Here is a 13,482-nt window from a genome sequence, read left to right as displayed (position 1 = left end):
ATATGGATGCTACTCAACAACAATTTGTTCAATTTTTAGAGAAACAACAAATAACTCTTTCTACTCTACAACTGGAACAGTTCGAGCAATACTTTAAGACTCTTGTAGAGTGGAATGAGAAAATGAATTTAACAGGTATCACGGAGAGAGAGCAAGTATACTTAAAGCATTTCTACGACTCTCTTTCTGTTTCTTTTAATTTTGATATGAGCTCCATATCTACGATTGCAGACATTGGTTCTGGCGCCGGGTTTCCAAGCATTCCTTTGAAGATCGCATTTCCTCACCTAAAAGTTACGATCATTGATTCTTTGAATAAGCGAATCTTGTTTTTAAAAGAGTTGGTTTCACAATTAGGTCTATCGGATACAGAATGCGTTCATGGCAGAGCAGAGGATATCGCTAGACTCCCTAAATATCGTGATCAGTTCGATCTGGTTACAGCTAGAGCTGTTGCTAGACTTCAAGTGCTAAATGAGTTTTGTCTTCCTTTTGTGAAAAAGGATGGTACGTTTATTGCAATGAAGGGTTCAGAGATTGAAGATGAGCTAAGTGAATCCTCTTATAGTTTATCTGAGTTGAAGGGAAAAATTATAAAAGTTCTTAAGATGCAGTTGCCTGTTGAGGAATCGCTGAGGCATTTTGTAGAAATTCAAAAGCTTGCTGCAACACCAGCTAAGTATCCTAGAAAGGCTGGACTTCCTCTGAAAGAGCCTCTTATGAAAAAATGATAATGTTCCACGTGAAACATTATTCAATTAAGTTTCACAATTGCTTAAAGCAGGAAATCTTGCTTCGATGAAGAATATATTATAGTAAGAATCTATTCTATTTGTAGTGAGTTTATGTGATTGCACTTGTCATACTTCGCCGTATTCTTGACAAGCGTTTTCGTTCTGTAGGACGAAGAGGTCGTCTATCTTTGGATCGTAATGGTCGCTTAAACTACGGGAAGAGTTGGTGGTAGGTTTTCCTATGAAAGAACAAATTTCAAAGCTATTTGGACTTGCTGATCGTTCGTCGACGGATGAGGTCAAAAACATACCGGTTAATACTATTATTCCAAGTCCATATCAACCTAGAACCTTATTTGATGATGATCGTATTGATGAATTGTGCCAAACGATTCGAACGCATGGTGTTATTCAGCCAATCGTTGTCAGAGTCAAAAACAATACATTCGAACTCATTGCCGGAGAACGGCGCCTTAGAGCAGTTAAGAAGCTAGGTCTTGATACAATCCCTGCAATTGTGAGAGATTTCAATGATTCTCAAGCAGCTTCGATTGCTCTTATCGAAAATTTGCAGCGGGAAGGTTTGACTGCAATTGAAGAAGCTGCTGCTTATCAGCAATTGATTGAGATGCATGATTTGACGCAAGAGAGCTTAGCTCAGCGTCTTGGCAAGAGCCAATCAACGATTGCGAATAAGATCCGGCTTTTACATCTAAGCGAACCTGTTAAGATGGCATTGATGGAGCGGAAGATCACGGAGCGTCATGCGAGAGCTTTGCTTGCTTTGGATCAAGAAGAACTGCAAGTGAAAATTCTTGAAGAAGTCATTGCTAAAGAGCTGAACGTGAAACAAACAGAGATTAAGATTAACTTTTTAAAGGAAGCAACAAAGATTAAAAAGTCACGTCGCGTATCCTTTTCAAAGGATGTTCGACTCGCTTTGAACACCATTCGCCAATCCGTTGAAATGGTTACAAGCTCGGGCCTGAATATTAACACGTCTGAAAAAGATCATGAGGATCACTACGAAATTATAATTAAAATTCCTAAGAATAATTGAGCATTTATTGCTACCTTAAACGGCGCAAGCCGTTTTTTTGCATCTTATGAGATAAAACTATCAAATATAGATAAGGTAACTGAATGATAGATATGATAAGATAGATATACTGCTTTAGTATGGCATTTGGAACATAAGCGATTGAGGTGAAATGGTTTTGTCTAAAATTATAGCAATAACGAATCAGAAGGGTGGCGTCGGCAAGACGACAACTTCTGTGAATTTGGGTGCTTCCTTGGCTTCACTAGGGAAGAGAGTGCTTCTCGTTGACATCGATCCACAAGGGAATACGACTAGTGGGATCGGGGTTAACAAGGCCGATGTCGTGAATTGCATCTATGATGTGCTTATTAACGATGTCCACCCCAAAGATGCAACAGTGGATACGAATGTTCCAAATCTTAAGATTGTACCTGCGACGATTCAACTAGCAGGGGCTGAAATTGAGCTTGTTCCAACGATTTCAAGAGAAGTGCGTTTGAAGAAGTCTTTGCAACTTGTTAAGCACATGTACGATTATATTCTTATTGATTGCCCACCATCTTTAGGTCTTCTTACAATTAATTCTTTAACTGCTGCTGATTCTGTTATCATTCCAATTCAATGTGAATACTACGCGCTTGAAGGATTAAGCCAGCTGTTGAATACAGTTCGGTTGGTCCAAAAGCATCTTAATACAGGGCTTCAAATTGAAGGTGTTTTATTGACGATGTTTGATGCTAGAACAAACCTCGGCATTCAAGTCATTGAGGAAGTTAAGAAATACTTCCAAACAAAGGTATATCAAACGATTATCCCGCGGAACGTTCGCTTGAGCGAGGCTCCCAGTCATGGACAATCGATTATTACTTATGATCCTAGATCAAAAGGCGCGGAAGTGTATTTAGAGCTTGCGAAGGAAGTGATCTCGATATGACCAAAGGCCTAAACAAAGGTTTAGGTAAAGGGTTGGATGCTTTAATCACATCTTTACATATTGATGAGAGCGATAAAGTCATTCAAATTCCTTTAGCACAATTGAGAGCTAACCCTTATCAACCTAGAAAGCATTTTAACGAAGATAGCATTAAAGAGTTAGCCGATTCGATTAGAGAACATGGTGTTATTCAGCCTATTATTGTTCGTAAAGTTCTTAAAGGGTATGAAATCATTGCCGGTGAACGTCGATTCCGAGCTTCTCAGGTTACGGGAATTGCAACAATTCCTGCTGTTGAGAGAAACTTCACGGATCAACAAGTGATGGAAATTGCCTTGATTGAGAATGTTCAGCGGGAAGATCTAAACGCAATGGAGATTGCTTTTGCTTATCAGGGAATTATTGATCAGTTCTCGTTAACTCAAGAAGAGCTTTCTGCTAAGGTTGGTAAGAGTCGCTCGCATATTGCGAACTTCCTTAGACTTCTTCAATTGCCGGAATCAATTAAACAATATGTTTCACGTGGAACATTATCCATGGGTCATGCAAGAGCTATTGTTGGAGTCAAAGATGACAAGGTAAAAAAAGAGCTTGCGGAAAACACCATTAGTAAGCAATGGAGTGTTCGCGAACTTGAAGAAGCCGTGAAAATGCTTGAGGAATCACCAGGTCAAGAAAAAGAAAAAACGAAGCAAAAAGAAAAGAATAGAGATCCCTATATCAACCAAGCTGAAGATCAGTTAAGAGATATTTACCGGACTACGGTGAAAATCAAGAATCAGCAGGATAAAGGTAAAATCGAACTTCTCTACTATTCGAAAGACGACTTGAACCGTTTGCTAGAATTGCTTCAAGGCAAAATCTCTTGAAATTAGATAGCATACCGATGGTTTTCTTTCGAGCAGAAAGATCAAACTAAGGTATGCTATATTTATGAGTGGAATTCTGAATCCGAGAGAAAGGGTGGGTGAACATATGAAAGGTGTTATGTATTTCGATCAAGCTGCTTCTTCCTGGCCAAAACCACCTGCTGTAATGGATGCGATGATGATGTGTATGCAAGATTATGCGGCTAATCCAGGGCGGGGAAGCCATCAGATGGCTGTAAAAGCTAGCCGGGTGCTATTTGAAACGAGAAAAAATTTAGCTCGCTTGTTTGGGATCAAAAACCCGAATGATCTATCCTTTGCATTGAATACGACACATGCGCTGAACCAAGCGATCAAGGGGTTTGTAAAACCCGGGGATCACGTGATCTGCACGAATATTGAGCATAACTCTGTTCGCAGACCATTGGAACATTTGAAGGCTACGATTGGAATAGAACTGACTTATATCCGTAATGATGAAGAAGGAAATATCCAACTGGATGATTTCAGAAAGGCTTTAAAGTCAAATACATCACTTGTAGTTGTTAATCACAGTTCTAACTTATTAGGGACGATTATGCCTGTGGCAGAGATCGGGGAGATATGCCGTTCACATGGCGCTAAGCTGCTTGTAGACGCGGCTCAGAGCGCTGGTATACTGCCTATTCACGTAGGCGATATGAATATTGATATGCTGGCTTTCCCAGGCCACAAAGGGCTTCTAGGGCCTCAGGGAACGGGTGGTTTATACATCCATCCTGACATTGATTTGGAGCCGCTCTTACACGGGGGAACAGGTAGTCAATCAGAGGCTATTCATCAACCAAAAGTAAGGCCTGATCGCTATGAGGCAGGTACGCAAAACACAGTTGGTATTGCTGGATTAAACGAAGGCGTGAAATTTGTAATAGCGGAAACGATTGAGAAGATTCATTCAAAAGAGTGGCGTCAAACGCAAATGCTGATGGAAGGATTACTGGGAATTGAAGGAGTCACGATTCTTGGCCCGGCTCTTGGACAAAATAAAACAGGGATTGTTTCCTTTAATGTGAACAATGCGGATTCATCGGAAGTCGCTTTCATATTGGATCAATCATTTCAAATCGCCGTTAGATCCGGCTATCATTGTACGCCGCTTGCTCATGAATCGGCAGGTACATTAGCTAGTGGAGCGGTAAGAGCAAGCATAGGTTTTTTTACAACAGATGAAGAAGTGGAAGCTCTTGTTTATGCAGTGAAAGAGATCCAATCGCAGTATGCTAAGTAGAAAGAGGGATCAACCATGGGGGAACTGTTCGGATTGAATGGCAATTTTGTTGTATTAGCCATATTGGCATTGATTTTAGTATTATTCTTTATCGTCATTTTACTTTCAGTGAAATTATCATCTTTGCGTAAACGATATACGCAAATGATGAATGGTTCAAGTTCAGATAATATGGAGCAGCTCCTCATTGAAATGCAGCAAGCCATCAACGATCAAAAGGCCGAGTCAGCAATGACGTCAGCCCAGGTTGATACAATTCGTCAATCCCTAACGAAGATGAAATCCAAAGTTGCGATTCATCGATACAACGCCTTCAATGATGGAGGAAGTAACCTGAGCTTCACAATTGCCATTTTGGATGATTTTCAAGATGGTGTAGTTTTGACAGGAATACATAGCCGTGAGCAGATGTACTTGTATGCGAAGCCGATTCAAAATGGACAATCTACTTACACATTAAGTCCAGAAGAGAAAGAGGCAATTAATCAATCTGTAAAGCCGTCTTAGCGCTTGGTACATAGGCTTGAGTGCGACGTAATGCTGAGTGAAGCGCATCGCCAATGACATTCGCCATGTTCATGACAAGACTGAGCCGCGTATTTTGTAGGACGAAATATTCCATGAAGCCGCCTACGTTGACGATCCCCGTCACATGAATATTGCCAACGGGAGGAAGATCTTTATTAACGCCGGCACCAGGCTTAAGCGGACCATCAGCAACTTGAATGCAGCCTACACTGGATACTTGGCCTAAACAAGCATCGACGGCAACGATAAAAGGGTTATCGAATTGACGTTGAATTTTATCAACGGTTTCAGATAGGTTCATGGCATGGACAGGTTCATCTAAAGTACCGAATAAGTGAAGGTTACGAAGATTTGTCGTACGGTTCAAATGAGAGCCAACTAATGGACCAAGTGAATCTCCTGTAGAACGGTCGGTGCCCACACAGATAACAACGATAGGTTGATAGGTTGGTAGCTTACTAAAAATGGATTGCAAATGCTTAGAGAGAAGAAAAGGGGTATCGGCGTCTGTGTGCTGAATTTTGAGTGGGGTCAGTTCCGTGTCTTTCATTCCGTCGAAACCAATTTGGAATTTCATTATATCCCTCCAAAGTACTTCTTCTTTTTTACTAGTATATGGATAGATAGAGACATTTATACGTAGGAGAGGAGGGATTTTCCTTGAATATTTCCGTTATGTTGTTAGCCTTCGATTCTACGCAGCAGGCTCTGCGCGCCGAGATGCTGCTAGAGTACGCGGACATAGAAATTGACATCAGACCTACTCCGAAAGAAATTACAGCCGGCTGCGCTCTTTCTATTGAATTTCCTGGAGAAAATCTAGCACAAGTTCAAGAGATTATTGAATCTGAGAACGTAGAAATCAGAGGCATCTATTTTAAAAAAGAAGATATATATGTTACCATGGAATGAAAAAGGAGGTCTAAACCGTGGCCTTTATTACAAAGTATTTCACGGATTTGATGAACTGGATTCGAGAGCATCTATCGAACCCCGAAATACTAGCTTCCCTATTTTGGATTATTGTAAAAATTGTTCTTATATATGTTGTTGCAAGAGTATGTATCAAAATTGCGGATAAAACGATTGCACATATGATGGCTGCTAGAGATAAGTCGCCACTGAAGTTTGATAGACGTAGAACGAATACGATAGGAAGCCTTATACATAATTTAATAGCCTACACCGTGAATCTCATTTGTATTATGTTGATCCTTGGGCAGGTTGGTTTAAATCTTGGGCCTCTGCTGGCAGGGGCAGGTGTGCTTGGACTCGCGATAGGTTTCGGAGCGCAGAGTTTGGTGAAAGATGTGATTACGGGTTTCTTTATCATTTTTGAGGATCAGTTTGGTGTAGGGGATGTCATTCAAATTGATTCATTTAAAGGGACCGTTGAAGAGATTGGCATCCGAGTCACAAGGATTAAAAGCTGGACGGGTGAGGTCCATATTATTCCGAACGGAAATATTAAACAGGTGACCAATTTTTCTACGTACAATTCTTTAGCCGTGGTCGATGTGACGATTCCTCATCAAATAAATATTGACGATGCTACACAAATTCTCAAGGATACCGTCAAGCACGTGCAAGAGCTTACGGAGGATATTGTGAAGCAGCCGGAAGTGTTGGGTGTTCAAGTGGTGGGTACGACGGATCTGAAGATTCGCATTATTGCAGAGTGTAAACCAACGCGACAATTTAATGTAACGAGGCTTTTGAACATAGAAATTAAGAAGAGGCTCGATAGTGTGCAAATTGAGACGATGTAGTTGAAAAGGCGGTGGCGGACGTATGGAGAAAAAGCAGTATCAACTTGGCGATATTGTGCAAATGAAAAAGCCCCATCCGTGTGGCACGAATGAAATGGAAATCATACGGATGGGGATGGATATTAGAATTAAGTGTGTAGGTTGTAAACACAGTGTTCTAGTACCAAGAACGAAGTTCGAAAGTAAACTGAAGAAAGTGCTTCGATCCAACGCAGAAAAAGAGGAAGAATCCTCATAAAAATGCTGTGGAAAAGCACTTGCGGGGACAGGAATTTTTTGATATAATGAATCCTGTTCTCGCGTTTTATTGGAAAGGTACCCAAGAGGCCCAAGGGGGCTGACTCGAAATCAGCTAGGCGTCGCGAGGCGTGCGTGGGTTCGAATCCCACTCTTTCCGTAGAAGCTAAACTCCTTATCTAATAAGGAGTTAGCGGCTTACTGCTATACGAGTCATCAGCGTAATATAGCTAGATGATTCTACATACCTGACTAATTTAGACCTCCTACAAAAATTGTGGGAGGTTTTTTGTTATGGAAAAAAGGACGGACAAACGTACAGGAAAGAAACAAGTAACAACACGTGTAATGATAGGAGATGCAATACTATCCAGTTTAACATTAAAAGAAGCGGTTGAACGTGTGGTGATTTTGAAACGTGCCAAGAATTTGAAGGAACGAACTATTAACGATTATGTGATAAACATGAATTATCTTGTTGAATGGATAAAGAGAAGGTATGGAAATATCTCAATACACGAAATTGATTCCACACTCTTACGTGAATATGTAATTTGGTGTGCGAAAGAAAAGGATTATTATGGAGGGCATCCCTTTAAAGAGGATTACGCGGCAGGTAAAAAGGGTTTATCTGCATCGTCTGTAAACGTCCGTATACGCGTTATAAAGACATTCTTCAATGAACTATATGCAGAGGGTATCATAAATCAAAATCCTGCATCTAACCTTGCTTTAATGCGGCAGGAGATAGATACAGTGGAACCGTTAACCGATGAAGAACTGAAACGCTTTTTGAAAGCGCCGAATCAGAAGTATTTCGCACAATATAGGGATTATGTAATTATGACGCTCATTATTGATACTGGTCTGAGAATTAATGAGATATGTTCATTAGAGAAAACAGAGATAGATTACTTGAGAAAAAAAATTACGTTGCCAGCAATAAAAAATAAAAATCGTAAATCACGCGTTCTGCCAATGTCAACAGAATCAACACGTTTATTGAAAAGATTGATTTCAGAATCAGAGCAATATTTTCAATCGACGTATGTATTTACAACAAATTATGGAGAGCCATTGAACGAAAAAACCATACAGAAATCATTCACAAAATATGCTGAGAAAGCCAAGATTCAAAGGGCTGTTTCTCCCCATGTATTACGTCATAACTTTGCTACAATGTCAGCAAACAATGGGATGTCTGTATTTCATCTTATGAAGATACTGGGACACTCAGACATAAAGACAACGAGAAAATATGTTCAAGTTAGTGATTCCGATTTATTTGAGCAACATAGCTTGTATTCTCCATTAGCAAGAATTTTAAAGAGAAACTAAGCAATGGAGAAAAAGTTACTAACAGTTGCTATGCAGGATGATTTAACTACTGAAAGACTGCTTCAAATCGCATGTAAGCATGTAAAATTGGCTTGCTAAGGATACCCTCTCAGAACGTAAGAAGGCGATTATTGAGGAAATAGAAGGGCTTAGAGAGGAACGTAAGCGACTTTTACTGGGTTAATAATCAAGAGACCAACATTATTGTGTAGGCTCCTTTTTATCAAAATCTATCGTTTATTACAACGTCAATTAATGCAAGTATTTTCGTCTGCTCATTAATATTCCTACCCTGTAATCGGTTATTAATTTGTGTCAAAACATATAATTTGTCATCATCACTAGCTGGTTGAATATTACGAAAAAGTTGTTCAAGTGTAATACCTAGGGCACCAGTTATTTTTAGTAAACTGTCCATAGTTATATTTCTCTCGCCGCGCTCAATTTTACCTACATAGCTTTCATTTACATCGGCAACTTCAGCTAATTGTTGCTGTGTCCATTTTAGTTCTTTACGGTAGTTACGTATTCTTTCTCCAACGGCTTTAAGTACGTCCATTTATATCACCCTAAGTAAAGGGTAGGACAACATGTTACATAGCCAAAGTGACAAAAAGGATGAAAATTTAATAATAGTCACAATAAGGACTATTCTGTTTTAATCGCTCTTATTGAGGTCTAAAAGGGGGAAATTGGATGAAGGTTAGAACAAAATTGTTGGGATTACTAATATTCGTGATATTTACAGCATGTTCCTCAAATCAAAGTGTCACGCAAAGTGATGAAGAGTACTTTACTAAGATAAACAACATTATGAAAGAGTTTGGAAGTGCCTATGATGAAGTTACACCAAAGTTCAAAGAATATCTTAGTGATACATCTAAGTACAAAGAATTAAATGCACCTGCTGAGAAAGCGTATGCTAAAATTCAAGATATTCGTAAACGTATTGAAAAGGTTAAGCCAGTTGATGACACTTGGAAATCAAATCAGGATATGCTTGTGTTTGGTTTGCAATGTATGGAAGATTCGATGAAAAGTATGATTCGTTTATCAAACACAGGAAATGAAGATTATAAGAATGAAGTTGCGGCTTATGCTAACCGCGGTTTTACAAATTTAAAAGTACTGGAAAACTACAGAGAACAGCTTCAAAAATAAATAATTTAGCAAGTTTGAGCTTAAGCTTGGAATAGAATATTAGACTTTAGACTTTAAGCGGTTTGCCTAGTTGTAGGTAAGCCGCTTTTTTGCGTTCTTTTGCCGCCGCCGTAAAAAATTTGTCCATGTGGGGAACTTTTGACGGGGATTCTTAAATATATGGATACATAGGCTTTGATGCGCTTTGATGTGCTTTCAATGGCATTAATTTTATGCATTGAAGAAGTTGTGTGTAGGAAATTAAATCCAAAAGGAGCAGAGACAATGAAGAACCTTGTAACGACAAAAGAACTATGTGAGAATTTGAGCGTTTCATTGCGAACGCTTGCCCGTTTCAGAAGTGAAGGCATGCCATATATAAAGATGGCTTACAGAACTGTGAGATATGACTTAGATGAAGTTATGACTTGGGTTAAAGCCAGGAATGAAGAACAGATAGGGGTAGGAGCAGAATGAGAACTAGAGTACCAGATTACGCAAATGACTACCTTGTAGTTCATCGTCATACAAAGGAAGTAGAAAATACATTATACAATGTCATGGAAGAGATTCAAGAGGAGCAAAACGCAAAGGCAAGGAAGAATGTTCATAGGTGGGCAGTTAGAAGAGAACTGTTTACCTTTGCCAAAATGGAGGCAACTAGGGAGGTAGTAAGGTTTCTAACACATGCTCAACTAGGACATTTGCTCATGCTAACAACATTCATTAGTTATAGAGATAACATTATCAGGAACACTGACAAAAGCCCTATGACAAACAAAGACATAATTAAGACATTACGAATGTCAAAACAAACATTCTATGACTTTGTTAAGGTCTGCTTAGAGAACAATATTATGAGCAAGACAGAAGAAGGGCTCTATAAGGTTAACAGTGAGTATCATCTTAATGGGGAATTGAAAGGGGAAAAAAAGGTGGTTAGGATTTATAACACTGAGGTTAGAACAGCTTTTAAGGAACTTAAACCAGCGGAATTGGGTTTGCTATATTTGCTTATACCGTATGTGCATTATCAGACAAATTTTCTCTGCGCGAATCCTTATGAGGAAGACCCGACACAACTAGAGAAGCTGAACAGAACAGAAATAAGTGAACTACTTGGTATAGACCCTGCCACTTTTACAAGGAAATTTAAGAAAATCGAGTTTAACGGTCAAAAAGCAATAGCAACAATCAAGCTGGATAACAATGAAGACTCGTACATTTTTAATCCTTGGGTTATGGCTAGAATTAGAACAATCCCAAGTGATGAAATGTTAGGCATGGAAGTGGATACATCCAAGCCAGATGCAACATTAAGAGCTATATTTAGCGGTAAAAAGAAGGGAAAGTAATTGATAATAATTATCATATGACTTTTCTCGGACTAAAACAGCCATTCATATGACTTTTTTCGGACTGCTTGAAAGTGGGTTGAGCCACAGAGCCATAAGGGATTTCGGGTTTTAATGCTCGTAATTCTATATTAGTATTATATAAGGATATATTATTTGATTCTCAAAAAAGGAATTCTTTCCTACATATCATCTGCTTTGACAATAGAATAACAACTTTAAAGTCAAAGCATAGATGGATAATCAGCCTTTGGCTGATTGAAATAAAGTTTGCATAGGCAGTAAATAAGACAAAGTTAAAAAAGCAAAAGAAAACTTATTCGCTCCTTATTGCCAATGCGAAAACAACTAGAGCGAATCACTTCTAATATCCCTGCTCCATATATGAGCAAATGCTAATGCAGGGAAAAGAAGTGAAGGTACTATTATGATTTTTCAAGTACAAGATAGCATTGGCAAGGGAATTAATATAGGTAGCTAAAGTCCTTCCTGTAAAGGAATAGATTACGCGGGGCAAAAAAATACAGTGGCAAGCAAGCTAAAGAAAAATAAAGGCATAAACATTAAAGATTCTAATCACTTTCTGCCACTTCCTGCCAATGCAAATTATTATTAACAGGAAGTGATTAGGACTTCTACCCCCTCCAATAACACTTAATTTTGCGTCGGGGAAGAAGTCTGTTCGTACTGATAATTGCAATTGAAATCTAAGTTAAATAAGCATTGGCAAACAAATTCTCCTTTCACATGATTGTTCCTACAGAAACCTTATATGTACATGTGAGTATAATTCAACACTTTAACTTGATAATGTATATCAGTAAGCATAAATAGCTCTCATCTTGATTTCAAGGTGTGGGCTATTTGACGCTTACGTATATCAAGCGTTGATTAAGCCGTCTAGGAGCCGTTCTAAGGCGTGTTACATTATCATGAATAACCAATTCTCCCGCACAAATAACGAATACATGGGGGCAATTGTGAGCATCTAAACAGTGATTAATTACCCCTTTCCATCTCCTAATTGGTCAGGGCTATGTCCCTGTTAACGTCCAAGAGCTTGCCAATCTCTTGACGAAATCCTTTGTGTTTTATTTAGAGAGTCAGCTTGATTCACTGATTCTCCCACGTAAAGAGAATCAATAACTCTTACGAACTACATGGATATAAAGCAATATTTCGGTTTATTGTTGTAAAGTTTTAAGCTTCAAATGGGGCTGTTTTAAGCTCCTAACACATCAATCGAAAGGGGTACTGATAATGCCATACAAAATCGCTTATGGAGTCGACAGATGCCATTTAAACAGCAGGAACCTAATAGATAAATTCATTGTTGCAACGGTGAATCAAGACCAAGAAACATTAGAACAAATTATTGCTTCACTTACTACAACACAAAGCAAGTCAGCAACACAGGAGAAAATACCATTCGAGCATTTGCAAGGGAGAGTTTAGATAATGGAAAAAGTAAAAATCAAAAAGACTTATAAACATGAATCATACATCATGATGGCAGTTAGCCCTTCAACTTTTATTGAGTACGGCACTAGTAGTCAGACTACATTGTGCTTTGAATTGGCTTCACTTGCAAAGCAATGGAACATAACAATGGAGCTATTAGACATGGTTGCATCATATGACTTAGGTTTTAACGATGCATTATCCGTTGAGTTGAAAGAGACTTCAAACGGAATCGAACGAACATTTATGATTAATGCCGATGCGATACCAGCTTTACTTAGAAAGTTATATGGAACTGGTCAATGTCCAGAACTAGAAATAACCAAAGAAATTAAGAATGTCGAAGAATTGATTCGCGGCACCATGGAAGAGGGGATGTATCATGGTTAGAGTTAATCTTACGCTCGATGAATTTACTGATAAAATGTTGAAACTAATTGCAATTGAAAGCTCAAAGTCACGCTCCGAAATTATACGCTTGTTAATTAAATCCAAAGTAGAGGGTGACAAAGGGATGTTAAAGAATTATGCAGACTTAATCAGTAAAGAATTAGTTCAGAGAGAAGTAGAAACCCGTTGAGTTTATCCATCAATTTCTATAACATCATCTAATTGTTCATTGGTATATCTTCTACAGTAAATGCCTCTTTTATAGGGGAATTGTAGACAGGAAACATCCTACTATGAGCCGTATCTAGGGCGTTTACTTCTAATATTTTTGCAATCTAATTTACAAAAAGTAAGTAAAATGGTAGAGAATAATAGGTCTTTACATATAGTTAAGTGAAGGAACCTTGTGTTTAATCAT

18 protein-coding genes and 1 tRNA gene are annotated in these 13,482 nt (G+C 38.7%); 17 read left to right on the top strand and 2 right to left on the bottom strand.

The features are described from left to right. The first annotated feature begins 2 nt into the window (after positions 1-2). The 6 genes from rsmG (at position 3) to AC3WTJ_RS32935 (ending at position 5,353) form a co-directional block, all read left to right on the top strand. Entirely contained in the window at positions 3-731 is a 729-nt protein-coding gene (rsmG, locus tag AC3WTJ_RS32960; protein ID WP_492525408.1) for a 16S rRNA (guanine(527)-N(7))-methyltransferase RsmG, read from the top strand. 244 nt (positions 732-975) lie between these two features. Beyond that, positions 976-1,794: a nucleoid occlusion protein gene (gene noc, locus AC3WTJ_RS32955; RefSeq protein ID WP_157326155.1), complete on the top strand. Its 819-nt coding sequence runs from the start codon at positions 976-978 to the stop codon at positions 1,792-1,794. A 157-nt stretch (positions 1,795-1,951) separates the two neighbouring features. After that, the gene (locus AC3WTJ_RS32950) at positions 1,952-2,710 is read left to right on the top strand and encodes a ParA family protein (protein ID WP_127454079.1); all 759 of its coding nucleotides are present in this window, start codon (positions 1,952-1,954) and stop codon (positions 2,708-2,710) included. Next, complete coding sequence (locus AC3WTJ_RS32945; RefSeq protein WP_157326154.1) at positions 2,707-3,579, top strand: ParB/RepB/Spo0J family partition protein; 873 nt, start codon at positions 2,707-2,709, stop codon at positions 3,577-3,579. The genes AC3WTJ_RS32950 and AC3WTJ_RS32945 overlap by 4 nt, the downstream gene beginning before the upstream one ends. 106 nt (positions 3,580-3,685) lie before the next feature. After that, positions 3,686-4,846, top strand: coding sequence for an aminotransferase class V-fold PLP-dependent enzyme (locus tag AC3WTJ_RS32940; protein ID WP_492525405.1), 1,161 nt, complete (start codon positions 3,686-3,688; stop codon positions 4,844-4,846). A 15-nt stretch (positions 4,847-4,861) separates the two neighbouring features. Then, the gene (locus AC3WTJ_RS32935; RefSeq protein WP_492525403.1) at positions 4,862-5,353 is read left to right on the top strand and encodes a DUF4446 family protein; all 492 of its coding nucleotides are present in this window, start codon (positions 4,862-4,864) and stop codon (positions 5,351-5,353) included. Here AC3WTJ_RS32935 and yyaC read toward each other — a convergent pair. Next, a complete protein-coding gene (gene yyaC / locus AC3WTJ_RS32930) occupies positions 5,328-5,951 on the bottom strand; it encodes a spore protease YyaC (RefSeq protein ID WP_492525401.1) in 624 nt (207 codons plus the stop codon). The two genes, AC3WTJ_RS32935 and yyaC, sit on opposite strands and share 26 nt — an antisense overlap. A gap of 98 nt (positions 5,952-6,049) precedes the next feature. On the opposite strand from yyaC, the gene AC3WTJ_RS32925 reads away from it, so the two are divergent. The 5 genes from AC3WTJ_RS32925 to AC3WTJ_RS32905 all read left to right on the top strand — a co-directional run bounded on the left by AC3WTJ_RS32925 (position 6,050) and on the right by AC3WTJ_RS32905 (position 8,718). Beyond that, positions 6,050-6,286 carry a putative Se/S carrier protein gene (locus AC3WTJ_RS32925; protein WP_492525445.1) on the top strand — a complete coding sequence of 79 codons (237 nt, stop codon included), beginning with the start codon at positions 6,050-6,052 and terminating at the stop codon, positions 6,284-6,286. A gap of 17 nt (positions 6,287-6,303) precedes the next feature. After that, positions 6,304-7,143: a mechanosensitive ion channel family protein gene (locus AC3WTJ_RS32920; protein ID WP_492525399.1), complete on the top strand. Its 840-nt coding sequence runs from the start codon at positions 6,304-6,306 to the stop codon at positions 7,141-7,143. A 22-nt stretch (positions 7,144-7,165) separates the two neighbouring features. Beyond that, a complete protein-coding gene (locus AC3WTJ_RS32915) occupies positions 7,166-7,381 on the top strand; it encodes a DUF951 domain-containing protein (protein WP_315954342.1) in 216 nt (71 codons plus the stop codon). A 71-nt stretch (positions 7,382-7,452) separates the two neighbouring features. After that, positions 7,453-7,540, top strand: a tRNA-Ser gene (locus tag AC3WTJ_RS32910). A gap of 134 nt (positions 7,541-7,674) precedes the next feature. Beyond that, entirely contained in the window at positions 7,675-8,718 is a 1,044-nt protein-coding gene (locus tag AC3WTJ_RS32905) for a tyrosine-type recombinase/integrase (protein WP_492525397.1), read from the top strand. Positions 8,719-8,941: 223 nt separating this feature from the next. Here AC3WTJ_RS32905 and AC3WTJ_RS32900 read toward each other — a convergent pair whose 3' ends face one another. Then, positions 8,942-9,277, bottom strand: coding sequence for a helix-turn-helix domain-containing protein (locus AC3WTJ_RS32900; protein WP_492525395.1), 336 nt, complete (start codon positions 9,275-9,277; stop codon positions 8,942-8,944). 137 nt (positions 9,278-9,414) lie between these two features. On the opposite strand from AC3WTJ_RS32900, the gene AC3WTJ_RS32895 reads away from it, so the two are divergent. The 6 genes from AC3WTJ_RS32895 to AC3WTJ_RS32870 all read left to right on the top strand — a co-directional run bounded on the left by AC3WTJ_RS32895 (position 9,415) and on the right by AC3WTJ_RS32870 (position 13,254). Continuing rightward, positions 9,415-9,879 carry a hypothetical protein gene (locus tag AC3WTJ_RS32895; protein ID WP_492525393.1) on the top strand — a complete coding sequence of 155 codons (465 nt, stop codon included), beginning with the start codon at positions 9,415-9,417 and terminating at the stop codon, positions 9,877-9,879. 174 nt (positions 9,880-10,053) lie between these two features. After that, positions 10,054-10,335, top strand: coding sequence for a helix-turn-helix transcriptional regulator (locus AC3WTJ_RS32890; protein WP_492525391.1), 282 nt, complete (start codon positions 10,054-10,056; stop codon positions 10,333-10,335). Next, a complete protein-coding gene (locus tag AC3WTJ_RS32885; protein WP_492525389.1) occupies positions 10,332-11,213 on the top strand; it encodes a hypothetical protein in 882 nt (293 codons plus the stop codon). The genes AC3WTJ_RS32890 and AC3WTJ_RS32885 overlap by 4 nt, the downstream gene beginning before the upstream one ends. A gap of 1,260 nt (positions 11,214-12,473) precedes the next feature. Further along, positions 12,474-12,668: a hypothetical protein gene (locus AC3WTJ_RS32880; protein ID WP_492525387.1), complete on the top strand. Its 195-nt coding sequence runs from the start codon at positions 12,474-12,476 to the stop codon at positions 12,666-12,668. A gap of 3 nt (positions 12,669-12,671) precedes the next feature. Further along, the gene (locus tag AC3WTJ_RS32875; protein ID WP_492525385.1) at positions 12,672-13,064 is read left to right on the top strand and encodes a hypothetical protein; all 393 of its coding nucleotides are present in this window, start codon (positions 12,672-12,674) and stop codon (positions 13,062-13,064) included. Beyond that, positions 13,057-13,254: a ribbon-helix-helix protein, CopG family gene (locus tag AC3WTJ_RS32870; RefSeq protein ID WP_492525383.1), complete on the top strand. Its 198-nt coding sequence runs from the start codon at positions 13,057-13,059 to the stop codon at positions 13,252-13,254. The genes AC3WTJ_RS32875 and AC3WTJ_RS32870 overlap by 8 nt, the downstream gene beginning before the upstream one ends. Positions 13,255-13,482 lie beyond the last annotated feature (228 nt).

The organism is Paenibacillus sp. FW101-FHT12H11 (assembly GCF_058790355.1).
This window is presented reverse-complemented; position numbering and strand designations above follow the sequence as displayed.